The organism is Paenibacillus dakarensis (assembly GCF_001373415.1).
Classification (GTDB): domain Bacteria; phylum Bacillota; class Bacilli; order Paenibacillales; family Paenibacillaceae; genus Paenibacillus_AQ; species Paenibacillus_AQ dakarensis.
This window is the reverse complement of the sequence record NZ_CDSE01000055.1, coordinates 1-24,148: the sequence shown is the minus strand read 5'-3', so window position 1 is coordinate 24,148 and position 24,148 is coordinate 1. Positions and strand designations below refer to the sequence as shown.

Annotated in this window: 17 protein-coding genes, 1 tRNA gene, 1 pseudogene and 1 riboswitch; of the genes and pseudogenes, 7 read left to right on the top strand and 12 right to left on the bottom strand. The window is 46.4% G+C overall.

Annotation, left to right across the window (positions count from 1 at the left end):
- Positions 1-10 precede the first annotated feature (10 nt).
- From BN1234_RS14730 to BN1234_RS14720, 3 genes are all read left to right on the top strand, one after another.
- Positions 11-1,888 (top strand): FAD-dependent oxidoreductase, encoded by a 1,878-nt coding sequence (locus BN1234_RS14730; protein WP_054957425.1) that lies wholly within the window; start codon positions 11-13, stop codon positions 1,886-1,888.
- A gap of 117 nt (positions 1,889-2,005) precedes the next feature.
- Positions 2,006-2,452 carry a hypothetical protein gene (locus tag BN1234_RS14725; protein WP_054957424.1) on the top strand — a complete coding sequence of 149 codons (447 nt, stop codon included), beginning with the start codon at positions 2,006-2,008 and terminating at the stop codon, positions 2,450-2,452.
- 15 nt (positions 2,453-2,467) lie between these two features.
- Entirely contained in the window at positions 2,468-3,442 is a 975-nt protein-coding gene (locus BN1234_RS14720) for a polyprenyl synthetase family protein (protein ID WP_054957423.1), read from the top strand.
- Between the two features lie 406 nt (positions 3,443-3,848).
- Here the strand turns inward: BN1234_RS14720 and BN1234_RS14715 are convergent, their stop codons facing one another.
- The 8 genes from BN1234_RS14715 to BN1234_RS14680 form a co-directional block, all read right to left on the bottom strand.
- Positions 3,849-7,766 (bottom strand): leucine-rich repeat protein, encoded by a 3,918-nt coding sequence (locus tag BN1234_RS14715; RefSeq protein ID WP_054957422.1) that lies wholly within the window; start codon positions 7,764-7,766, stop codon positions 3,849-3,851.
- 178 nt (positions 7,767-7,944) lie between these two features.
- On the bottom strand, positions 7,945-9,270 hold the full coding sequence (locus tag BN1234_RS14710) for a sensor histidine kinase (protein ID WP_054957421.1): 1,326 nt from the start codon (positions 9,268-9,270) through the stop codon (positions 7,945-7,947).
- A 10-nt stretch (positions 9,271-9,280) separates the two neighbouring features.
- Complete coding sequence (locus tag BN1234_RS14705; RefSeq protein ID WP_170308054.1) at positions 9,281-9,907, bottom strand: response regulator; 627 nt, start codon at positions 9,905-9,907, stop codon at positions 9,281-9,283.
- 564 nt (positions 9,908-10,471) lie between these two features.
- Positions 10,472-11,263, bottom strand: a complete 792-nt coding sequence (locus tag BN1234_RS14700; RefSeq protein ID WP_054957419.1) for an energy-coupling factor transporter transmembrane component T family protein — start codon at positions 11,261-11,263, stop codon at positions 10,472-10,474.
- Positions 11,264-11,309: 46 nt separating this feature from the next.
- A complete protein-coding gene (locus BN1234_RS14695) occupies positions 11,310-12,173 on the bottom strand; it encodes an energy-coupling factor transporter ATPase (protein WP_054957418.1) in 864 nt (287 codons plus the stop codon).
- Positions 12,158-13,051: an energy-coupling factor transporter ATPase gene (locus BN1234_RS14690; protein WP_245640188.1), complete on the bottom strand. Its 894-nt coding sequence runs from the start codon at positions 13,049-13,051 to the stop codon at positions 12,158-12,160. Before BN1234_RS14690 ends, BN1234_RS14695 begins: the two co-directional genes overlap by 16 nt.
- Before the next feature lie 92 nt (positions 13,052-13,143).
- On the bottom strand, positions 13,144-13,698 hold the full coding sequence (locus tag BN1234_RS14685; protein WP_054957417.1) for a Gx transporter family protein: 555 nt from the start codon (positions 13,696-13,698) through the stop codon (positions 13,144-13,146).
- The gene (locus BN1234_RS14680; RefSeq protein WP_054957416.1) at positions 13,673-14,071 is read right to left on the bottom strand and encodes a NusG domain II-containing protein; all 399 of its coding nucleotides are present in this window, start codon (positions 14,069-14,071) and stop codon (positions 13,673-13,675) included. The genes BN1234_RS14685 and BN1234_RS14680 overlap by 26 nt, the downstream gene beginning before the upstream one ends.
- A gap of 238 nt (positions 14,072-14,309) precedes the next feature.
- On the opposite strand from BN1234_RS14680, the gene BN1234_RS14675 reads away from it, so the two are divergent.
- Positions 14,310-15,395: an FAD:protein FMN transferase gene (locus BN1234_RS14675; RefSeq protein ID WP_054957415.1), complete on the top strand. Its 1,086-nt coding sequence runs from the start codon at positions 14,310-14,312 to the stop codon at positions 15,393-15,395.
- A gap of 73 nt (positions 15,396-15,468) precedes the next feature.
- Here BN1234_RS14675 and BN1234_RS14670 read toward each other — a convergent pair whose 3' ends face one another.
- Positions 15,469-16,989: an HD domain-containing phosphohydrolase gene (locus BN1234_RS14670; RefSeq protein ID WP_054957414.1), complete on the bottom strand. Its 1,521-nt coding sequence runs from the start codon at positions 16,987-16,989 to the stop codon at positions 15,469-15,471.
- Positions 16,990-17,709: 720 nt separating this feature from the next.
- Here BN1234_RS14670 and BN1234_RS14665 point away from each other — a divergent pair.
- A complete protein-coding gene (locus BN1234_RS14665) occupies positions 17,710-18,177 on the top strand; it encodes a GreA/GreB family elongation factor (RefSeq protein ID WP_054957413.1) in 468 nt (155 codons plus the stop codon).
- Positions 18,178-18,268: 91 nt separating this feature from the next.
- Positions 18,269-22,291, top strand: coding sequence for a WIAG-tail domain (locus BN1234_RS14660; protein ID WP_054957412.1), 4,023 nt, complete (start codon positions 18,269-18,271; stop codon positions 22,289-22,291).
- 102 nt (positions 22,292-22,393) lie between these two features.
- Here the strand turns inward: BN1234_RS14660 and BN1234_RS21980 are convergent, their stop codons facing one another.
- Complete coding sequence (locus tag BN1234_RS21980; RefSeq protein ID WP_082423223.1) at positions 22,394-22,498, bottom strand: sporulation protein YjcZ; 105 nt, start codon at positions 22,496-22,498, stop codon at positions 22,394-22,396.
- Between the two features lie 122 nt (positions 22,499-22,620).
- Between BN1234_RS21980 and BN1234_RS22995 the strand changes: the two are divergent.
- A pseudogene (locus BN1234_RS22995) lies at positions 22,621-22,704 on the top strand (Ltp family lipoprotein); the annotation flags it as partial.
- 237 nt (positions 22,705-22,941) lie between these two features.
- Here the strand turns inward: BN1234_RS22995 and BN1234_RS14655 are convergent.
- Together BN1234_RS14655 and BN1234_RS14650 are read right to left on the bottom strand one after the other, a co-directional pair.
- Positions 22,942-23,013, bottom strand: a tRNA-Thr gene (locus BN1234_RS14655).
- Positions 23,014-23,111: 98 nt separating this feature from the next.
- A complete protein-coding gene (locus BN1234_RS14650) occupies positions 23,112-23,417 on the bottom strand; it encodes an MTH1187 family thiamine-binding protein (RefSeq protein WP_054957411.1) in 306 nt (101 codons plus the stop codon).
- Between the two features lie 306 nt (positions 23,418-23,723).
- A riboswitch (cobalamin riboswitch) is annotated at positions 23,724-23,957 on the top strand.
- Positions 23,958-24,148: the final 191 nt, after the last annotated feature.

Below are 24,148 nucleotides of genomic sequence, written 5' to 3'. Positions count from 1 at the left end.
AGGTGGAGAAATGAAAAGGATTGTCCTGTTGGGCGGCGGTTATGGCGGCGTTCTGACGGCCAAAAAACTCGCGAAGAAATTTAAAAAGAGTAAAGAAGTTCAGATTACACTGATAGATCGCAACCCGTATCATACTTTGCTGACTGAACTTCATGAAGTAGCATGTAATCGCGCTCCGGAAGATTCCGTTAAAATTGATCTCAAAAAAATCTTTGCAGGTCAAAATGTCAATGTTGTACTGGATGAAATCAACAACATTGATTTTAATGAGAAGAAGCTAAGCTCTGAAACTGCTGTTTATGAATATGACTACCTGGTTATCGGTACAGGCTGTAAGCCAACCTTCTTCGGGATTCCTGGTGCAGAAGAGAACGCATTTACCCTCTGGTCATTTGAAGATGCTGTTCGCTTGAAAGAGCAGATTCGCCACAGCTTCCGTGAAGCGGCTAAAGAACTGGATCCTGCTATTCGCAAATCCAAACTCTCCTTCGTCGTTGTAGGCGCCGGCTTCACCGGTGTTGAGCTTATCGGCGAAATGGCTGAGTTCCGTGACGAACTGTGCAAAGAGTTTTATATTGATAAATCCGAAGTTCGACTCGTGGTTGCAGATATGGCACCTAAAATTCTTCCGATTCTTCCAGATAAGCTGATCGCTAAATCTGAGAAACGTCTCAAAAAGATGGGTGTCGAAATTATCACCGGCGCTAAAATTACCGGCGTTGGTGAAGACCGCGTTATTCTCGGAGAAGGCAATGAAATTATTGCGAACACCATCGTATGGACTGCCGGTGTTGAAGGCTCCGAGCTCGTTGGAAATCTCGATCTTGAGCAGCAAGGACGCAAGCGTATCGTAACAAACGACAAGCTGCAAAGCATCGATCATGAAAATGTGTACGTCGTAGGCGATAACATCTTCTTCATTCCAGAAGGTGAAACCCGCCCTGTACCTCAGATGGTTGAAAATGCCGAGCATGCCGCTCCGCTTATCGCACACAACCTGCATGCTGATATTACAGGCGGAACCAAAAAGTCCTACAAGCCATCCTTCCACGGAACCATGGTCTGCATCGGCAGCCGTTATGGTGTAGCAAATGTAGGATTGCCGAATAAGATGTTTATGCTAACCGGCTTTATGGCTATGTTGTCCAAACATTTCATTAATATGTTCTACCTGTTTACTGTAGCAGGCTTTAATAAATTGTGGACCTATATGATGCATGAGTTCTTCCATGTAAATAATCGCAGAAGCTTCCTCGGCGGACACTTCTCGAAGCGTTCCCCGAATTTCTGGCTCGTTCCACTGCGTGTATACCTGGGTGCTATGTGGTTGATCGAAGGCTGGGAGAAGATGCTTAAGATTATTGATGATCCGAACCGGATTTTCCTTATTCCTCCGGCTCCGTCGGCAGATGGCGTAACAGCTGCCACACAAGCGGTAGAAGCTGTCCAACAAACGGTTGATGCACAAACGGCTGCTTCTGCTGTATCGACAGCGAGCGATGCTGTTCAAGCTCTTCCTGTACCAGGATTCATCAGCAACATGGTCAGCGGATTTATGGATATGTTCTTCTATACTGCTGACGGCGGTTATACTGCACTTGCTTCCGTATTCCAAGTTGGTATGGTCGCTGCAGAAATCGTGTTCGGTCTGATGCTTATTGCTGGTCTGTTCACAGCTGTAGCGTCCATCGGAACCATTGCAATGGGTGTTATGATCTGGACATCCGGTATGGCTCCTTATGAAATGCTGTGGTTCATCACCGCTGCGATCGCTACAATTGGCGGATCTGGAAGCACGCTTGGTCTTGACTACTACGTTCTGCCTTGGCTCAAAAAGCGTTGGAAGAAGGTTCCTTTCGTTAAACGTTGGTACTTGTATACCGATTAGGAAACCATATTGATAATCAGCAGAAGTCATATGCATATCTAGTTGCATATGACTTCCGCTTTTAACTACAGGATTTACGAACTATATTCAGCAAAACGTCTCAAAGGAGTGGGCTTTATGAATTCTCGACTGATGAACGATACCTTCCGTCTACTGCAAGAAGAATGGTCCAGGGATGCCGGAATCGTTCCGGATGTCCCTTGTCGTGATATGAACCGGATGGCTGACGTGCTGGGTCCTCATCAGTTGGAGCCTGAACGCCAGACTGTGCTGCTGGCACTCTATGCCTTGCTTTATATGGCACAAGAACGTCATAGGGATTGTTCCTATAGCGATCCCGATCTCACAAAACGTATACTGGATGGCGACTATTTATACAGCTTCTTCCTTCAGCTGGCCGTTAAATATCGCGAGACTGACTTAGCAAGTTATTTGTCGCCTATCCTTAAACGGCAGCAAATTGCTCTGGCGGAAGGCCGTAGAATTGATAAAGAGCTGACAACATATTTTGAGATGTTCCTATGTGATGAATTCAAGCACAAGCAGGCTGGCAAAGCAATGTAGGGGGAGGAATCCGAAATGAAACTGCACGAAGCACTGGACCTGGATATTCATCGGGTTAACCGGGAGATCGAGAACATTGTTAAATACGATCCGGACCTTTCCCGTTCATCCATTGTGGCTAAAAGCGTACTTGAGTTAATTCGCTCGGGAGGTAAACGTCTTCGTCCCCTGATGGTGCTCGTAGGTGCTCGTTTCGGATCAAAGCCTGTTGGCCGGAAGCAGCTGCAGCTTGCAGCGGCCGCTGAATTCATACACGCGGCTTCACTCATCCATGATGATGTGATTGACCGTTCTGATCTGCGGAGGGGACAGCCTGCCATGCACTTGAAGACTGGAGTTGCTGAAGCTATCCATATCGGCAATTATATGTCACTGCGTATTGTCGAGCTGCTCTCTCAGTATTCTTCCGAGCAGGAGCGGTATGTACATGACTTGTCCTCACTTGCCAGCACCCAGCTGTGTATCGGGGAATATCAACAGATGGCCCATGCCTTTGATTACGATCAGACACTGGATGAATATCTGGAGAAATCACGAAATAAAACAGCGCAGCTTATGGCAACCTGCCTTAAAACAGGTGCCCTCTCCACTGGCTGTGACACGCAGACGGCAGACCTGCTCTATGAGTTCGGGGATTGCCTGGGGATGTATTTTCAGATCAAGGATGACCTGATGGATTTTACGCAGGATGCAGAAACACTCGGTAAACCCGCCGGAAGCGATCTCCGCCATGGCCAGGTCACTCTTCCTGTTCTGTATGCCCTACAAGACCCTGGCTTATCTGCTATGATCCGTAACATTGGTCCGGAATCGCCTGATAGAGACATCGATGAGGTTCTTGATGCGATACGCCAAAGTGAAGCACTCGAGAAAACAGAACAGTTCAGCCGCTCGCTGCTGGATCGTGCTGAGGCCATCATCAAGCAATTATCCGCCTTCCCTGCCCACAAAGATCTGGGTGTGCTTATGCAATACTTCTCGGCAGCTTGATATAAACGATATAATAGAAGCCATTCCACAAATTTGTGGGATGGCTTCTTTTTGTTATCTTGTTTTTGCTTAACTTTCTCTTTAGGTAGGCGCTGCGGGTACGAATCATTCCTTCAATCGCTCTTGTCCTCCAATTTCCTGAACTATTTTTATCAAGGATGAAACTGGAGGACAAAGCATATGCTTCCGATGCGAGCTTTCCTTCGGAAAGCTTTTAGGCGACCGCTTCCGCTTCTAGCTTATGCTCCCGATGCTAGCTTTCCTTCGGAAAGCTTTTACCGGAACCGATTCGTCCCCTCCGCTGCTTCGTGCGTGTTTACCTAAACCAAATACTCAACCGTTTGAAATATGAAAAGAGGTATCCTTATCGCGGTTTGATACACCGCCTTTAAGATACCTCTTTCCATTAGTTGATTAACTCGGATTTCTGTAAAAGACGCTGGACAATGGTCGCCGCCTCTGCCCTAGAGATATATTCCTTGGGAGCAAGCCGCTTGCCGCTTCTACCCGATATAAGTCCCACTTGCAAGCAATCCGCAATCCCCTCCCTTGCCCACACAGCCACATCGCTTGCGTCTGTAAACGAGAGCAGCATCTCTGCTGAGCCTGCAGCTTGAAGATCCGTGAGCTTCATTGCTCTTGCGATAATGGTCATCGCCTGTTCCCGGGTGATTTTATCCATCGGATGGAAGGTGCCCTCTTCAAAACCGCTAATCAAGTTATAAGCCGATGCCGCCTGAACAGCCCCGCTGTACCAGTCCGCCATCTGTACATCTTTGAATAAGGAGTCCTTCCCATCAGGCTTAACGCCCAGTGCACGGATTATAATGGCCGCAAATTCTGCACGTGTAATATCCCGATCGGGGTTGAAAGTAACATGATCAACTCCGCTAATGATCAGGCGAGAGCCCATATCGTTTACTGCATCCTTTGCCCAGTGCTGCTCCACATCAGTAAATCTTCGAGAATGCTCGACCAATGCATACGTACTGTTGGTCAAGCTATTGATTTGGGCAAACCGCTTACCATTTACAGTAACGATCTTCGTGGGCACATGGCGAACCGTTCCATCTTGCTCTACCACAATTCCGGTTATTTTTTTGTTCGGAGCCACATCATCCGGAATCGCAATTGTTCTTTCTATATATGTCTTAAAGGTGGAGATTTCGATTGTTTCATTTCCGTATATACCTTTGACGGTGAAATTAATAGGTTCCATTAAAACAGTAAAGTTTCCCTTCTCCGAAGCATTCTCTATAATTTTCACGGTCTCTGACGCTGGTCTCGAAATCTCAATTTGTATTTTGATATCTTTCAGGTCCATGTCCCTTCCGATTAGCCCAGATATCGTCTCGATACTGACTTGCTGTGCAGGTAATGTATACGTTATTTCTGCTGTTTTAAGTTCGATTATCGCCTGCTTTTTCTGCATATTTGCAATCATTTGTGCAGTCAGTTCTCCAACCAATGCATTAGACTTCGTATCTGTAGAAATCGTAAGAACCGTACGGATTCCTCCTGCTGCAAGCTTTTCTTCTATGTTCTTTGGATCTACAGAAATTATCGTTCTTGTTTGCCCATTTACCACTGTAGTCGTTGTGGTTCCCACATTTTCGGCATTTACAGATCCCTGCTCAGCTTGTTTTGGTGTGGCTGGATTTGTGGAATGTGCTGGTGGATTATTGCTTCCACCATCTCCTCCGCCACCTCCCCCAGAAGAAGGCCTTGGACGTACATTAACGGTAACAGCAGCTGTAAAAGAACCATCCACCGTCGTAACGGTAATTGTTGCGGTGCCTGCCGTCCTCGGCGTCACCACTCCGTTTCCATCTACGTCCGCTACCGCCGGGTTGCTCGATGACCAGGCTACATCCTGGTTAGTCGCATTTACCGGGGTCACTGCTGCTATCAGCGTCTCTGACGCTCCACCGGCGATGAGGTTCAAACTGCCTTGATCCAACGTTACTCCTGTCACCTTCACGACCGGATTACTCACTGTCACCACATTGCTGGCTGTTTTATTTCCATCCACTGTCGTTACGGTAATCGTCGCGGTGCCTGCCGTCCTCGGCGTCACCACTCCGTTTCCATCTACGTCCGCTACCGCCGGGTTGCTCGATTCCCAGGTTACATCCTGGTTCGTTGCGTCTGTCGGGGTCACCGTTGCTGCCAGCGTCTCTGACGCTCCACCGGCGATGAGGTTCAAACTGCCTTGATTCAGCGTTACTCCTGTCACAGCTACGACCGGATTACTCACTGTCACCACACTGCTGGCTGTTTTATTTCCATCCACTGTCGTAACGGTAATTGTTGCGGTACCTGCCGTCTTCGGCGTCACCACTCCATTGTCATCTACCTCCGCTACCGCCGGATTGCTCGATTCCCAGGTCACATCCTGGTTCGTCGCATTTACCGGGGTCACCGTTGCTGCCAGCGTCTCTGGCGCTCCGCCGGCGATGAGGTTCAAACTGCCTTGATTCAGCGTTACTCCTGTCACAGCTACGACCGGATTACTCACTGTCACCACACTGCTGGCTGTTTTATTTCCATCCACTGTCGTTACGGTAATCGTCGCGGTGCCTGCCGTCCTCGGCGTCACCACTCCATTGTCATCTACCTCCGCTACCGCCGGGTTGCTCGATTCCCAGGTTACATCCTGGTTCGTTGCGTCTGCCGGGGCTACTGTTGCTACTAACTTCTCTGGCGTCCCCCCGACGACGAGGTTCAAACTACCTTGATTCAGCGTTACTCCTGTCACCTTCACTGCAGGAGCCACAAACACTACACTGCTGGCTGATATATTTCCATCCACCGTCGTAGCCGTGATTAGAGTTACGCCCTCAGACTTGGGTGTTACCACTCCGTTTGCATCGACTTCCGCTACTGCCGGGTTTCCCGATTCCCATGTCACATTTTTATTCGTCGCGTTTGCCGGGGTCACCGTTGCTGTCAGCGTTTCTGGCGCTCCACCGGCGATAAGGTTCAGGGTTGCATGACTTGTCATCACCCCTTCAACAGCGATATACAACATTCCCCATTTGTGTCCATTTTGCTCAGCATACGTCTTAGCCGTAGAATCAGATGGTGAGTAAATGACTATATTGGGGTTACCTGTAAAAACGTAAGAGCCGCCAAAATTCACTTCTTTATTAAAAATCTTCACAGATTGCAGTTGATTAATATGAAATGCAGTAGATCCTATATCAGTCACATTCTCCGGGATTGTAATCATTTGGAGCTTATTCTCGGAAAATGCACTTGTTCCTATGCTTGTCACACTTTCCGGAAGCGTTACAGATTGAAGTTGATTATTGTGAAATGCATAATTTCCTATACCAGTTACTCTATTTGGAATCACTACAGATTGAAGTTGATTGTTAGAAAATACATTTTCTCCAATCCAAGTTATGCTATCTGGAATTGTTACAGATTGAAGTTGATTGTTAGTAAATGCATAATTACCTATGTTCGTTACACGATCTGGAATGGCTATAGCACTAAGCCAGTTGTCAGAAAATGCATGCTCACCTATCGATTTTACGTTCTTTGAAATGGTTACATCGGTAAGCTGATTTTGCCTAAACGCAAACATCTCAATGCTTGTCACACTATCTGGAATAGTTACATTGGTGAGCTTGTTATTATAGAACACATAATCTTTTATGCTAGTTATGCTATCTGGAATTACTACCTCAGTCAGCCCATTGTTAGCAAATGCACTCTTTTCTATATTCACAACACTATTGGGAATTTCTAAAGTTGTAAGCTTATTTTGAGAAAATGCATTTTCCCCTATACTAGTCACACTATTGGGAATTATTAAAGTAGTAAGTTGATTACTGGCAAATGCATAATCTTCTATCGTAGTCACACTATCCGGAATGGTTACATTAGTCAGTGGATTATAATAAAATGTATCTTTTTCTATAGTTGTTACACTGTTTGGAATGGATACGCTGGTAAGCTTATTGCTAGAAAATGCCCCTTCCCCAACACTCGTCACGCTGCTTGGAATGATGACATCAGTAAGCTCATTAATATAAAACGCATGATTTCCAATATTTTTTACACTATCAGGAATTACAACAGAAGTGAGTCCTTTATTAGAAAATGCATTGCCTATGCCCGTTACGCTTTTGCCTCCTATTGTGTCGGGAATGACCAGATCTTTATCTTGGCCTTCATACCAATAGATAGTGACAGTACCATCACCATTATCATATGCATGAAAGCCATTTTCATAATTATCAGCATTAGCTTCTAATAGGTTAGCATTGGAAAATGCCATCAAAAAAACAAGAATAATGATAAGTCTCCTCTTCAAGCTCCCTCACCTCTCCTTAAAAAAGACGAATTGTATTGGAATTGCGACAGTATTCGGGTTGTGTCGCTAAAATCCTATCATGAGGAAAATAAGTCGTACAGGTGACAAAAAAACATCCACCAACATAAAGGTGAAAATAAAAAAGCCTCCAAAATGGAGGCTCTTGCAGTTCGATCAGTTATATTGGCAGAACAAGCGAAACCGTTGTTCCCTTCCCCGGCTGGCTTGTCACTTTCACTTTTCCCCGATGTGCATTCATGATTTTTTTGACATGAAACATGCCGAGACCAAAGTTATGCCCCGACTTTATCTTCGTTGAATAAAAAGGCTCGAAAATCTTTCCCAGCTGTTCATTGTTCATTCCCCGGCCTGTATCTGTCAAGGTAACTTTTGTGTGCCGCTTCATTTTTTCAACCGTAACCGTGATCCGCCCTTGACCGTCCATTCCTTCAATCGCATTGCTAATCATGTTCGAAAGACATTCCGCTATCAGTGTTCGATCCATGGGCACAACGGCTTGTTCATACTGTTTCTCAAAGATTACGAAGCTGAGCTGATATTGCTCAATCACCTCATCCAACAATTCAGCCAGATCGGTCGGCTCAGCGTTGACGGAAATTCGGCTTTGAGTCAAATACGAGAGCTTTGACACCATACTCAAGAGATGATCATTAGATTTCAGCAAGCTCGCCAGCTGTTCGTTAGCCGCATCGTATTGTTTGGAGCCCAAGCTGCGTTGAATCGACAGGGCGTACAATTTATTTTTAGAAATCGCGTTCTTGAATGCATGCTGCATCATGCTCGTTGCTACCTGCATTCGGGTAAGCACCGTATTCGATTGAAATCGGGCAAATACCTGAGATACGTATAAAATCAATCCAATCAGCAGGCTGATCAGGCTTAATATCGGAATGAATATAAGCAAGTCGACAGGAGATTTGAAATATATCCCCTCCAATTGCATAAGCAGCAAGAATGCCACAGGAACGAAGAAAATGCCCCCTACTCCAAAATACTGCAGCTTGGGGACGAGCCCTTTTTCTACTTGCAGAAGCCCCTTTATGAAGAGAACGACAGAGGCCAGCAGATAGGGGATACCCCAGCTTAGGATGTAAGTATAGTTCATCTTAGCGGCCGGATACATCCCGCAGAAGACAAATGAGAACAGCACCGGTACAAGCAGCACAACGATAATTACTCTTTGGGAATAACCGGCGTATTGTATAAAAAATAAAAGAATCAGATAGTAGGGGAAGGTATGGATCACAATATTCAGAAAGGCCGTCACCACATAAGCTGCCGTTAACCAGGTGTTACTGACCTCCGCGGACTGCATGTAAGGAAGTGCAAGCTTCTCTAATATAACCTGCAGTCCGCTCATGCCCCCTGTTAAGACAATAAGCGCACCCCATATAAGCAGTCGATTCTCTCTCTGGCTTACGAGTAAATAAATACTGATCGGTGTCAATACGACGAACAATAGTATGAAAAAGCCGATTACCATGCTCATGCCCCTAGTCCAGCAAGCCCCACTTGTGGCATTTCTCAGCCAACTCTTTTGTCGGGCGCTTCCACTCAAACTTACCTAATACCCGGTTGACATGCTTTTTCACCGCAGAGAGGCTTACGCTGCTCATATCCGCAATTTCCTGCTGCGTCTTCCCTTCCAGGATCAGCTTCAGCAGCAGAATGTCATACGGATTCAGAAGCTTCTTTTTCTTGTCATATACCAGCTTCTTTAGTCTGGGTCCGTATTTTGTTTCACGGTCAACCATAGCATCAGCAATAATCCCAGGAACTTGTTCGAATTCGCTCTTGTAGACAAAGTCATAAGCGCCGTTCAGAAATGCTTCGTTGAAAGTATCATCATCATTATCCAGCGAACTCAGCATAATAATCTTGATATTCGGATACTCGTGTGAAATATCCAGGGTGGCATCTAGTCCCGAGGATTCATCTCCCAGTATAATATCCATCAGAATAATATCCACCGGAGTCTCTTTCAATGCTGACAGGCACGCTTCTTTCGTGTCTACGCAATACACAATTTTAAACCCGCCTTCACTTTCAAAATACTTTTGCAGCCCACGGCTCCATTCCAAATCATCCTCAACAAGCATCACCTTGGCGCAAACCAACACGTCCACTCCCCTTTTCTTTATTATAAATATCATTTCTTGCTAAAAGAAAGTAGACACTTTTTTGTATACATTGAGTAAGAAAGTAAGCTGTAACTAGTATTATCTAGTTGAAGATTCCTTTTCTACCCGATCTATCAACTGATTTAAAGATGATGTTTTTGTGTAAGGATGAAGCCTATAGGTAAATCGATTTGTTTCATTTATAAAATAGCTTCCTCTTCCTCCGAATATTAATGTCAAAGTCTCTTTATTTTTCATATAAATAATTGTGTGTTTTCGAGTAGTTCTGGTTCTGTTTCCCTTGAAGTATAGTTACATGAAATAATCAGAAAAGAAACAGTCAGCAGTACCAGAATAAGGAGTACGGATTTTTTGTTTTTTTATGACCAACGCCCCCTTTAAAATCAAAATCTCCATTATATAAAACAACGTTAATAATTCTTTCAAGTTACATCCAAGTGATTTTTATTTAAATTAAATATACAAAAATGGCTGCCGAAGTTATTTCGACAACCATTCTATTATAAATATTTCGGAGCTCGGAAGAGCTCATAAACACTAGCTTTAAACCAACACAACCAGCACCCCAAGCAGGACAAACAGCATCAAGAACGCTGTATCCTTCGCTTCCCAAGTCAAATGGTGCAGGCTCGTGCGAGGCTCATGGATGACATAGCCTCGGGACTCCATCGAATGGATCAGGTCCTGCGCGCGGCGGAAAGCGCTGACGGTGACAGGAACGAGCAGGGAAACGAGCATTTTCGCTTTATCCTTCCACGGTAATTCCTTGAGATCGGCGCCGCGGGAGGCTTGTGCTTTCAAGATCTTATGAGTTTCATCCAGAATGGTCGGAATAAACCGGAGAGCGATGCTGATCATCAAGGTTAAGCGTTCCGGATGCATCCCGATTTTGTTTAGTGGCTTAAGTAATCCTTCGAGTCCAAGATTAAGCTTGCCCGGTGTTGTTGTGAACGTTAGAATGGCTGTAAATGAAACGAGAAGCGCCATCCGAAGTACACTGAGCAGGCCCAGCTCAAGCCCGCCCTGATACAGGGTGAAAGAACCGATACTGAACCAGGCTTCTCCGCTCTTGACGGTGACAAGCTGTACGATAAATATAAATAGCATCAGGAAGCGCAGCGGCTTCATTGCTTTTAGATAATACCGAAATGAAATTTGCGTAGACCACATCACCAGTATCGAAAAGAGTGCGGTCATCACCATATCCGGCCATGACGATACCAAAATAATGACCACTACATATAACAGCATGGATGCAAGCTTAGCCCGGGGGTCCAGGGAATGAATCCACGAGCCGGTATTAATGCTTCTTCCGATCAATAGCTTGTCACGCATGATCTTCCCCCACTTCTCTTCAGTGTCTCTTCATGAATCAGGCACATCAAGCATTAGCATTGCTTAAAGCCGCAATACGATGTGCCAGGGACGCAGCTGTAAGACACGGCTCTTCATGGTGAAGCTGAAATCGTTCAGCAAGAATACTCCAGCAGCGAAGCGGAAACGGTACAGCCATGCCGTGCTCCTCCAAGAGGTGCAATCGCCCAGCCAGATTTCGTGCATTGCCGTTGTACACACATTTGCCTTCGTGCAGGATAATCCAGCGATCTGCCGCCTCCAGCAGCTCATCCATCCGGTGTGTGACCATAATGATGGTCTTACCTTCCTCGCGGCACAGCGACTGCAGCAGCTCAATCAACTCCCGTCTGCTGACAGGGTCCAGCGTAGCCGTCGGCTCATCCAGAACCAGAATATCCGGCTCCATCGCGAGCACTGATGCAATCGCAACCTTACGCATCTGTCCTCCGCTTAACTGAAACGGACTGCGCTGCAGCAGGTCCGGGCTGAGCCCCATTTTGTCGAACGCCTTTCTTGCAAGCTGTTTAGCCTCTTCTTCACTTGCTCCAAAATTCATCGGACCAAAGCATATATCCTTTTCCACCGTATCTTCAAACATCTGCTGTTCCGGGAACTGAAACACCAGCCCAACCCGCCGTCTTAGCTCTCTCAGCTTAGGAGCCTTATCTCCGGCCCTCATCTTGATATCAAGTACAGACACCGTACCAGCCGTCGGTTTGATAATCCCGTTGAACAGTTGAAGCAGCGTGGATTTTCCCGATCCGGTTGTTCCCGCAACCCCGATGAATTGGCCCGAGCTGATCTCAAGATCAAGATCTCGAAGAGCGGCACTCGCCCAAGGGCTGCGGGCATCATAATCAAAGCTTACCTGATCTAATTGAATGACCATAAGAAATTCACCAGCTCCCGTTCATGTCCGGATCGTTCCAGCATCAAGCCGCGTGACTTCAATTCCTCTGCAAGCTTCTGCGAGAACGGTGCTTCAAGACTGCTCTGTGACATGAGCTCCTTATCAGCAAACAGTTCACTTGGGGAAACATCGGCAATGACCTCTCCGGCTCGCATGACCAGAACCCGTTCAGATGCTTTAATCTCATCAGCGTCATGCGTTATCGATAGAATCGTATATCGTCCCTGCTCATGCATTTGCTTTAGAATGCGGATCAAATCGCCCCGTGCTTGTTCATCCAGCATCGAAGATGCTTCATCCAGCACAACAATCTCCGGCTCCATTGCAAGCACAGAAGCCAGAGCAACCCGCTGTTTCTGTCCTCCAGACAGCTCGGATGGATGCTTGGAGAGCAGATGGCCTACACCAAACTGTTCTGCATAGCGGTGAATTCGTTCCCACATTTCCTTCCGGGACATACGGAGTCCCTCCAGCCCAAATGCTATATCCTCCTCCACCGTGCTTCCAACAAATTGATTGTCCGGGTTCTGAAACACCATCCCGATCTTACGGCGAATCGCAGCCAGATGCTCCGGCACCAGTTCCAGTCCGGCTACCTCAACGTAACCCTCATTCGGAAATAACAGCCCGTTAAGCAGCCGGGACAGCGTTGATTTACCACTCCCGTTGCTTCCGGCAATACTCACCCACTGCCCCTGGTTTACTGTAAAGCTGACCGATCGGATATTCTCTGTCTGTCCATCATATGAAAAGCTGACATCTTTAAGTTTAAGCACAGATGGTGCCTGCATTCGGTCTATCGGTTCGCTTGCGAAATCTTTTACCTGCTTCCGGTTACATTGTTCCTGTCTCCCCATAGCAAGTTCCCCCTTACCCCCTGCAATATCTTTCCCTCTTCACAAATTATTCCTGTGTCCGATTGGATTCCCCCCGCCCGGGATGTTCCAATCTAATCAGTAAATCCGGCAAACAAGGACTGTTTGGAAAGAGACGGAATGAGATATCTCACCGAGATACCGATAAGAATCCCTGTCACAATACCGGTCAGCAGAAGCGCCGGTAAGTAATAGAATATGGAAGTCGTCTTAAAAATAATCGAAGCAGCCGTTAATTGACCAATATTATGCGCCACTCCGCCGGCAATGCTGATACCAATAAGACTTAGTCTTTTTCCGCTGATTTTAAGCAGTCCGTACATCACTACAAAGCTGAACAACGCTCCGAACAGACTGAACAGAAAACTGGAAAAGGTTCCGAAAATCATAGCCGTCAGTACTGTTTTTAATATGATGAGCGCAAGCGCATCCCTTCCCCGCAGGAAATACAAACAGGTCAGCACCATAATATTCGCAAGTCCCAGCTTGGCTCCAGGCACCGACAAATTGACTGGGATCAGGGATTCCACAATACTGAGAACTACAGCTACAGCTGCAAAAATAGCAATGATAACCGTTCTTTTAAGCATCAATGCTGAATCACTAATTGACAACGGCGTCGGTTTCATCCTGATTCTCTCCTCCCGAGGCACCTTCTACCTCAACTAATACCTTATGCGGTAAACATACAATGCTCTGATTCTTCTTATCGACAAATCCGAAGCTCAGACACACCTGATCAGGGCAGTCAGCCTCGATCATTTCGATCCCGTAATCATGCACTTTTAAAATATTCAGTCCATGATCCGTCTCGATCTCAATCGTCTGCTCTTCTTTCGTTAACTCCACTGTTTTGAACACTTGACCATCTACTGTAATCGTTGCCGTCAATGGATTTATGTGATTTTTTTCACTTTCATTTCCACCTAACCATCTCGGAACGAGAAATATAAGCGCTGCTGCCAGAAGAACTGAGACCAGCACCACATCACCGCGTTTCATATAGGCATCTTCCTTATATTTTGATTATATAAATCTTAGATGTCCTCATTATACCCACTCTCCGGGAATCCATCAATGTAGGAAACAACCAATTATACAACTTTGAGAAAGGTTTCACAAATTCATCACTAAACCCAAAATTTTATTCAAAATTTTATATAAAAATATGAGAAGTCTCACATACCCTCCCCTTCAAGCTTTGTTATAATCCACTCGAAACCACAGGTGGAAAAGAGGAATGGATGTGTTCAAAACTAAATTCTCAGCGTTACTTCTGCTCCTGTCTGCATTGCTGATTATCGGGGGCTGTGCTAACTCCAGCGCAGATTCATTAGAGCCTTCCGCTAATAACCAGAAGACGGAAATTACAGAACCGATCAAAAAATCTTACTATATATTCGATACCATCGTACAGGTAAAAGTGTATGACAGCCGAATTACTAACCGCCATTTTGAAGAAATAGATGAACTTCTGAAAAGAATCGACACTGAAATGAGCCGCACGAATGACAAGAGTGAGCTTTATAACGTCAACGCTAACGCCGGCATCAAGCCTGTCCAAGTGTCTGAGGATACCTTTAAAGTCATCCAGAAAGCCTACGACTACTCCAAGCTGACAGAAGGCCGCTTCGATCTGGCGATAGGCCCACTCGTCTCCTTATGGAATATCGGCAATGAGGGTGCCCATGTGCCTGATGCAGGCGAGATCACTAAACTCATTCCTCTGAGCCAATATCAACAGATTGAGTTAAATCCAGATAATCGCGAGGTTTTTTTGAAGGAAAAAGGAATGATTCTTGACCTTGGGGGCATTGCTAAAGGATATGCTGCAGATGAAATTGCCAAGTACTTGACCGATAACGGCTTCCATAGCGCCATCATTGATCTTGGCGGTAACGTGCTGGCACTGGGGCAGAAGCCCGGCGGACGTCAATGGACGATCGGCATTCAAGATCCCGACCTGACGCGCGGCAACCCGATCGGCAACCTGAAGGTGCAGAATCAGACGGTTGTTACCTCCGGTATATATGAGCGGTTTTTCGAGGAGAACGGGAAATACTATCATCATATTCTTGATTCCGAGACAGGCTATCCCGTCGATAATGATCTGAGCAGTGTTACGATTCTAACCGAAAAATCCATCGACGCTGACGCTTTATCCACTTCGATCTTCTCAATGGGACTTACGCGTGGGCTGGAGTTTGCAGAACAGCTGGATCATGTTGAAGTCTTATTTATTACAAAAGACAAGAAAGTCTACATTACATCCGGTATGGAAGATATACTGACCATGACAAATGATGACTATACACTCATGAAGTAAAAAATCAGGGCATCTCTTCCGAGGTGTCCTGATTTTTTGGGTGTGCTGCTTTTCAGTTGTACGATTCAGCTAATCATAATGGAGAAATAGGCGAGCCCGGACGAATACTCTTGTTGGATCTCATATATTTCACAAACATCCCTGCAAAGTGAGGATCCCATTGTGTCCCTCGTCCCTGTTCCAGAATGTTCAGCGCTTCAGAAGACCGCATCCCGCTTCGATAAGGCCGGTCAGACGTCATTGCATCATACGCATCCGCTACGGCAATGATCCGGCCATAGAGCGGTATCTCGCTCCCCTTCAGGCCATCTGGATACCCCTGCCCATCGTAACGCTCATGGTGGGAACGCACCCCTTGAAGATAAGGTGCCATAGCATCAGCAGGTTCGATCTGGCGCAGGATATTCTCCCCCTGCTCAGGATGAGATTTCACCTGTGAAAATTCTTCCTCGGTTAACCGTCCTTCTTTTAGCAAAATATGATCCCTTAACCCAATCTTCCCGATGTCATGGAGCAGCGCTGTCTTATGCAGCAGATCAATCTCCTCTTCATTCAGTCCGGCCAAGGTTCCGAGCAGAACTGAATATTCGGCAACACGCAAGGAATGTCCAGCGGTATAGGGATCCCGTGCATCAAGAGCAGCGGCCAGCGCTGCAAAATAACTGTCAAGCAGCTTCCCATTCCGCTCTTCCCTTACCTGCAGCCCTCGTACCATCATATTAAAACCGGCGATCAGGTTCGAGAATTCATCCGAGTACAGATTAGAGGTCTGGATCAGATTCCCTTCCTTCACTTCATTCATGGCCCGGTACAGCTGGCGAATTGGACGATTCACATCCTGTGTCAGGAGCAATGCCCCAACATAAGCGAAAAGAACACCAATCAGAAGGATCACACCCGCCCATCCCCAGTATTCCTGAGTCATCATGGTATCGAATTCCTCAAGCCGAATTTGGGCTGCCAGACTGAACAGAAATAACGGGAATGTTCCGATAAGCATTGTACTTAGCAGGAACTTGATACGAATAGAGGTGAACACATGCCCTTCAAATGAAAAGTCAACTCCGAACCGTGATAATGCTTGCCGTCTCAGCTCCTTAACCACGGGACGGATCGCCCCTACCGTAAGGAAAAATTCAATCATAGCGTGGCAGCTTGCAATCAGTACTGCTCCCAGAGAGGCAAGCCAAATATAATAGGGTGGAATGGTGAGAAGCCCCTGAGTCAGCATCCAGATGGTAATCGTTACGGCGGGCAAGCATAGCACCAGCAGATGTGGTCCGTAGATCCGGAATACCGCAAGCCTGGGCATACGCTGTGCCTGAAGATAAGCTGCTTCGAGTGACTGAAGATCAGGGCTTGGTGCCTTCAGCGTTTCCCGAATCGAACGTAAATGTCTTCGAAACACAAGGATTTCAGCGGCTGCCATGATGATAGCGGAAACAGTAAAAATGCCCATAAGCCGCATTCCTTCAATATGGGAAATATGAATTGTTGTCGTTAACAGCACCCCGCCCACCACGAGTACAGCAACTAATAAACCGATCACATAATTGCGGATAAGCTGTTTTAAAAAGGCTCTGTAGAGTTGCATAAAATGCCTACTTTCGTCGCAGTTAAATTGTAATATGCCGAAAAACCCTGGCTGTCAAAAGAAGCTCTACACTAGGAATAAATTACCTATGTATAGAATATCGTTGGAATCGACAAAAAAATCAAGCGGTTTTGTTGCATACTATTTATCCAAAATATTAATTTGCCTTCAAAATAATATTATGTTATGATATAAAAATATAGTTTTGTTTAACCCCGTAAGTTCCTCGCATAAATCATTTTCTATCTCAGATGAAGTTGAGAAATTCCTATTTTCTAACCCAAAAGTATGAGTTTAACAATGTTGGTGTTCTAATTCATTCTGGAGCGGTCATCGGAGCCGCAAGGACGAAAGAGAGGCAGGGCTTTTGTCGTATTGGAAGTAATTCCCATCGAATTTCAAGAACAAGGGACCGACTGTAGAGCCTAACAGGGCCGTCAGGGGTTAAATAATATTGGCGTTATAATGCCAAGTAATAAAGCACCCTGCAGAATCCATTCTGCAGGGTGCGTCTATATTCGCTCTATCGTACATATCGTGCCAAATATGTTGTGGGTCCCCTGCCTTTATGGCATAATGGAACCAGGATATGGCATAGAAAATGAAGGCATTTCGTTTGTTTACAAACGGAGTGCCTTCGTGTTTATCCTGATCATTTTACATTAAATGTAATACTCTAATGGACTTGGTAAGCCATCATACTAAAAAGGAGCTTTTACGATGAATTTGCACTTGGAGAAAATGAATATCAGAGAGATTCTTGTTTCCCAGTTGTCATTTTTCGACGAACAGCTCAAACTCTTGCTCGATCAATATCTTCCTCCCACCGATGATGTTCGAATTCAGCGGGAACGCAAAAATACAAAGGCTTTTTTTGAGCGGTATATGTTTAAAATGGAGCAGTATCTAAGCAGCCACGCAAGCGATAAGGAGATCCCTTGCCCTGATTTTGTATTTATGGGAAGCACCGTCACCGTACAATATGTAGACACTAAACAGCTTGTCTCCTACACCCTATGTATGCCGGAGGATTCAGATCCGGGCAATTACCGGATCTCCATTGTCTCCCCGCTGGGGTTTCAGCTGCTCATGGCCGCCAAAGGCAGCCAGATTACGATTGTAACTCCAGGAAACATAGCCAGGGTTAACATCGTGGATATTCAAATCGCCCAGCCTGCTGAGCGTTGAAGTGACTTCAGTTTGAAATATACCAGTGACATCCGCCCATTCCCTCGCATATGATGCCCAGACGAACTATTTCCGAAAGGAGCGTGCAGTCTTGAAAAAACGAGGGAAGCATCCATCGGGCAAACGTTTAACCCAGCGTTATGCGGTGAACCCGAACACCAGAGAGATTGACGTAGCAGAGCAATACTACATTCCCAAGGAGGCCAGTATCGGGTCGACTCAGACCATGCAGCCTCAAGAAGATACTGCCTCTTTTATCAATACACCCGATCCGATATCAGAGGGACGTATATACGAATCCGATGAAAAAAATACGATCACAAGTATCGAGTCCCCCGGTGATCCTCTGCAAGCCGGCTTGGCTGCATCAGCACCACATAAGAGTCAAGTTGATCTTAAAAGCTTGCTGGATGAAAAAAAGATGCCCGGGATCAAGGAACCGTTCATCTACACAGAGGATATTTGTGATGGTGCCATTACAGAGAACCTCATTGCCTCCCGTTCTATTACCGCCTCCAAGCTGGCAATCGACTCTGTAGGAAGCGATGCTATTCAAGATTATGCGGTGACAAGTCTCCAAATTTCAGACGGATGCATTACTTCCCGAAAGCTCGGAAGCAGTTCTGTAAACAGTGATCATCTCTCCGATGGAGCCGTATCTAACCGAGCCATTGCAGACGGCGGAATCAGCAGTGCCAAAATCAAGGATGCAAGCATCACCTCTCAGAAATTGGCTGATCATAGCGTCACATCAGATAAGCTTGCAGACGGCGCAGTTCTCTCCCGTCACCTAAGCGGACTCACTTTATCAGGCAGCTTACTGGACGACGATGCGGTCACCGGCAATAAAATCGCCGCCAGCTCTGTTGGTACACGTCATTTGGCCAATGAATCCGTGCATACCTCCAAGCTGGCGGATCAATCCGTAACCACCTCCAAGCTGCGCGAGAGATCTGTCACTTCCCAAAAGATCGAACCTGGCGCCATCGATGGCTCTCATATTCAGAACCAATCCATTTCCGGACTTCATTTAGCCGATGGAATCATTGCCAGGCATCACTTGGAGAGCGGCATCATTGGGCCGGAACAACTCGAAGATGGGATCGTGGGTGCACGGCACCTTCAAGAAGGAGCAGTCTCTGCCCTGCATTTATCACAAGGAGTCATTGGCCCTGATCAACTTCAGCCTGCTGCCGTCGGCAGGGACCAAATTGGAAATGGAGAGGTTCTAACGCGTCATCTGAATGACTTTAGTGTTACCACAGGGAAACTGGCCGATCAGTCTGTAGGTACTGCCAAACTGGTCGAGCAATCGGTTACCGCTTCGAAAATATCAGATCAAAGTATTCTGCCCAGCAAAATTACAGATGAAGCTGTTCACACCAGACACCTTGCAAAGGGAGCGGTTCAAGCAGAGCAGATCGCCCCAAATGCGCTGCAGTCGAAGCATGTTCAACCTGGTGCAATTCTTCGGGAGCATATAGGAGAAGGAAGCATCCAATCCAGTCACCTTAGCCCGCACGCTGTTCATACATCTTCGATTGCATCCGAATCGATTACAGAGCGCCACCTATGCAGCGAGTCGATTGCCACACACCATCTGCAAGCAGAATCCGTGACCGAAGATAAACTTGCGCTTGGCAGTGTAACAAGAAACAAGCTGGCCCCGGGCTCCGTGAACGGAATGATTATCGCAGAGCAGAGTATTACTGGTGTTAATCTGTCTAACGGCTCCGTTCACCAAGAGCACCTTGCCAAAGGGAGTGTAGGTTCATCCTCCCTTCAGAACGACGCCATCGGTCCAAATCATATTACTGCAAAGGCAATCACAAGCAAACATCTCACGCCATCCTCTGTAGAATCCGAAGCGATCATGAACGGTTCTATCACAGGAGAAAAACTTGCATGCGGCGCCATCACGGAATCTTCTATTGGTCCGGGAGTTGTCTCGCCTCAGCATCTGGCAGACCATGCAGTCACTTCCCTTAAGCTGTCGCCTGAAAGTGTAACCACCGATAAGTTAACCGACCTGGCTGTAACTTCTGCGAAGCTTGCTGAAGGAAGCGTAGGTTCTTCCAAGATCAAAGATAAATCGATTCATCGTATTCATCTGTCAGATGAATCCATTCCAGCCGAAGCCTTGCAGCAAAACGCCGTGACATCCGACAAAATTGCTCCTCACTCTGTTTCTTCCCAGCATCTTTCGCTTGAGTCCATATCCGGTAAACATCTGGCACAAGAAAGCATCTACGGATATCACCTTAAAAAGAATACCATTACCTTAAGTCATCTCTCAGATGAAGTACGCTCAGTGGATATTTTTAAAGACGAAAGCATTCCCGGACGAAAGCTGCAGCCTGGTCTTATCGCAGAAACTCATCTAAGTCCCTCTTCTATATCCCAAGCTGCCATTCAAGACGATGCAATCAGCGGCAATAAAATCCAGAACGCTTCGATATGTGCATCTCATCTGCAGTCTGGCATTATTCAATCAGCACACCTCAGTGATGAAGCTATCCAGGCCCGCCATTTTGAGAATGAATCGGTCACAGAAAAGCACATTGCGCCAAATGCCATCAACCAAACTCATCTTCAGCCTGAAGTTATTTCTTCCCAACATATCAAGGATGCGGCTATCGGTTCAGTTCATCTCCAATCCGGAACGATTCACAGCTCTCATATTCGGGATCGGGTTATCACATCACAGCATATTGATGATTCGGCTATAAACGGAGAACATATTGCTAATTCCTCCATTACCCAATATCACCTTCAAAGCCAATCCGTGTCTTCATTCCACCTGCAATCCGATTGTACAGGAACCGAGCATCTGCAGCAGGGATCCGTGCAGTCCCGTCATTTAGGAGAAGGAGTTATTCTCCCTCATCATGTACAGGAACGGAGCATTGGTTCCAAGCATATTGAACCAGGCTCTATTACCTCAGAACTTGTCCTAAACGAGAGTCTTACAGGAGACAAATTCGCAGATAACAGCATAACGGGCACTAAAATTGTCTCCGGCTCTCTGTTAGGCAAGCATATCGTGAATGGATCGCTCTCTGGTGAACATATCGCAAGTGGATCACTCTCTGGCGAGCATATCGTGAGCGGGTCTCTTTCCGGCGAGCATATCATGAACGGATCGCTCTCCGGCGAACACATCATGAGCGGGTCTCTTTCCGGCGAGCATATCGCGAGCGGGTCCCTTTCTGGCGAGCATATCGCGAGCGAGTCCCTTTCCGGCGAGCATATCGTGAACGGATCGCTTTCCGGCGAGCACATCATGAGCGGGTCTCTTTCCGGCGAGCATATCGTAAACGGATCACTCTCTGGCGAGCATATCGCGAGCGGATCACTCTCCGGCGAACACATTATGAACGGATCACTCTCCGGCGAGCATATCATGAGCGGGTCTCTTTCCGGCGAGCATATCATGAACGTATCTCTCTCCGGCGAGCACATCGTGAACGGGTCACTCTCTGGCGAGCATATCGTGAACGGGTCACTCTCTGGCGAGCATATCTTGAACGGGTCTCTTTCCGGCGAGCATATCGCGAGCGGATCACTCTCTGGCGAGCATATCGCGAGCGGATCACTCTCCGGTGAGCATATCACAAGCGGCACCCTTTCCGGCGAGCATATCATGAGCGGGTCTCTTTCCGGTGAGCATATCGTGAACGGGTCACTCTCTGGCGAGCATATCACAAGCGGCACCCTTTCCGGCGAGCATATCGCGAAAGCTACTCTTTCCGGTAAGCATATCGAAAATGGCTCCATCGATTCCTGTCATCTTGCATCCGAATCCATCACTCCACAGCATTTGTCCTTTACTCCGATTAGAGGCGTATCTTCTCAGCCGTCGACCCAGCAGTACGGCCTGGCTGCGATTGCGTTTCATGAATCAGAAGAGAACACCACTCAGGTCATCGTCACCTTCGATGAACCCTTCTCAACCATAAACTATGTCATTGTAGCCATGAGCAATCATCCCGGTTTTTTGGTAACCCTCAAGATGCAAAAATCAGACACCGCGATCCTGGAGGTCACACGCCAGCCAGATTGCAGCCAGAATTACGGATTTTTATCCTGGATCGCCATCGGTCCTTCGCAATAAGTAACCACACAAGGAAGAGCCATAAAAGATCCCGCACTAAACAAAAAGGAACCCCTGGCAGCGACTATGCTGCCAGGGGTTTTGCCCATTAACTAAACTCTATTAGATGAATGCACCTGTGATGATAACGAGCAGAATGAACAATACCAAGATTGCTCCGATTCCGCTGCCGTATCCTCCGCCGTATCCTCCACCAACTTCACCCATGTTTCATACCTCCTTTGTTTTTAACCACACCTTATCTTATGTCTTACCTCACAAATGGTCAGGGCGCTTTGACAATATCCCGGCCCATATTTCAATCGCTGTTCAGCATCTGCTCCTGATGTATTTACGATCAATTAATTTCGGAATACGGCGAAAAATTCACTAAGGAAGAAGCACAATACGCGATAGATCATTTGGAAAAGTAAAACAGACCTTACCAACCCTTTGAACCGCATCTCGAACCTTGGACATGTAATCTAATTGTCTGAGGAGTAGGGTGCGGATTTTTTTATATTGAAACAACGAATCAACCATAAAACAGTTCAACATTTAAAGAGTTAGGACTTTGGTGTATGGGTCCGTGGTAGAAGAATCGCAAATTAACAAAAAAAGCGCAGCTCCCTTAAATCCGGAAAGCCGCGCCACTATTGAGTTTATTAAGATGCTGGTGAAGGGAATTGAACCCCCGACCTACGCATTACGAGTGCGTTGCTCTACCCCTGAGCTACACCAGCAAGCAGATATCGATAATAAAACGACAAAAAACATTATAACGCTTGGGCTGAAAATTTCAACCCCTCTCGCGATGAAAAAGAGGCAGGCCTCTTCCTCGTTACCCGCCCAGCTTTTCCTGCACCGATTGAAGCTTTTGCTTGCTTGAGGACACTTGATCCCGGCGATCATCGATTTTGACCGATGTGGATACACGCTTTGCACCGGTTAGGAATGGCGCTTCATGTAAAGCTGCAATGGCCTTCCATACAAAGCTCAATTCCCCCTCAATAATCGTGCTCATCGAAGTCAGTTCATAGGAGATCCCCTCCTGCTTCTCCAGCACCCGCTGCATATCCGCGACATACGTGCTGAGGCTTGTTGTAGCCGTTCCGATCGGAATGACTGTAACTTCTGCAATAGCCATAGGTTAGCCCTCCTTCATCCATTTTTCAGATAACTATATTGTATCAGCCTGAAGTCTCATTTCAAAATTTCAGTCACCATTTCACATATCAAGCTCATTCAAATATTGCGCCCAAAAGCAATGACTTATAAAGCGTATATCCCCTCATAAAGAGACGTATTTCGTCAAAATGTGCGGAATATCACACTATTTTACCGTATTACAAATTAGCGGTTTCCTCTCTCGTTTGCTATAATTCACCTTGCGTCTATTTTGAAGAAATCTATTTACAAACACAATATATTGAGCTAGATTTATTAAGTGCAACAAAATATAGTGTATACAGGTGTTTGACGTTCTTCAGAAACGTCTTACTTAATAGGGAAGCATGGTGCAAATCCATCACGGTCCCGCCACTGTAAAGGGTTTCGGAACGCATTTTTTGGCGGTTCGAAAAATGAATCCGGCTGTGTGCCACTGAAGGCTATGACGTTAGTCCTTTGGGAAGGCGCCGGACTCTATGCCCTAAGTCAGGAGACCTGCCTGTATACAGCACAACATCTATCCTACGGGTAATAGGAAAGTGTTCTCTTACTGCGACTGTACATAATAGCAAGCCACCATACGGCTAAGCCTCTATGCACACTTCATTCACAGCGCATACGAAACATTTTCAGCCTTCCTGAGGTTTGGAAAATGTTTTTTTAATGTTCTTTTTCCTATTCCCCCCCTAGAAAGTGAGGATTTATCCA

Coding starts and splice junctions, on each gene's coding strand:
- BN1234_RS14730 (WP_054957425.1), top strand. CDS start 11: ATGAAAAGGATTGTCCTGTTGGGCGGCGGTTATGGCGGCGTTCTGACG.
- BN1234_RS14725 (WP_054957424.1), top strand. CDS start 2,006: ATGAATTCTCGACTGATGAACGATACCTTCCGTCTACTGCAAGAAGAA.
- BN1234_RS14720 (WP_054957423.1), top strand. CDS start 2,468: ATGAAACTGCACGAAGCACTGGACCTGGATATTCATCGGGTTAACCGG.
- BN1234_RS14710 (WP_054957421.1), bottom strand. CDS start 9,270: ATGGTAATCGGCTTTTTCATACTATTGTTCGTCGTATTGACACCGATC.
- BN1234_RS14700 (WP_054957419.1), bottom strand. CDS start 11,263: ATGCGTGACAAGCTATTGATCGGAAGAAGCATTAATACCGGCTCGTGG.
- BN1234_RS14695 (WP_054957418.1), bottom strand. CDS start 12,173: ATGGTCATTCAATTAGATCAGGTAAGCTTTGATTATGATGCCCGCAGC.
- BN1234_RS14690 (WP_245640188.1), bottom strand. CDS start 13,051: ATGGGGAGACAGGAACAATGTAACCGGAAGCAGGTAAAAGATTTCGCA.
- BN1234_RS14685 (WP_054957417.1), bottom strand. CDS start 13,698: ATGAAACCGACGCCGTTGTCAATTAGTGATTCAGCATTGATGCTTAAA.
- BN1234_RS14680 (WP_054957416.1), bottom strand. CDS start 14,071: ATGAAACGCGGTGATGTGGTGCTGGTCTCAGTTCTTCTGGCAGCAGCG.
- BN1234_RS14675 (WP_054957415.1), top strand. CDS start 14,310: ATGGATGTGTTCAAAACTAAATTCTCAGCGTTACTTCTGCTCCTGTCT.
- BN1234_RS14670 (WP_054957414.1), bottom strand. CDS start 16,989: ATGCAACTCTACAGAGCCTTTTTAAAACAGCTTATCCGCAATTATGTG.
- BN1234_RS14665 (WP_054957413.1), top strand. CDS start 17,710: ATGAATTTGCACTTGGAGAAAATGAATATCAGAGAGATTCTTGTTTCC.
- BN1234_RS21980 (WP_082423223.1), bottom strand. CDS start 22,498: ATGGGTGAAGTTGGTGGAGGATACGGCGGAGGATACGGCAGCGGAATC.
- BN1234_RS14650 (WP_054957411.1), bottom strand. CDS start 23,417: ATGGCTATTGCAGAAGTTACAGTCATTCCGATCGGAACGGCTACAACA.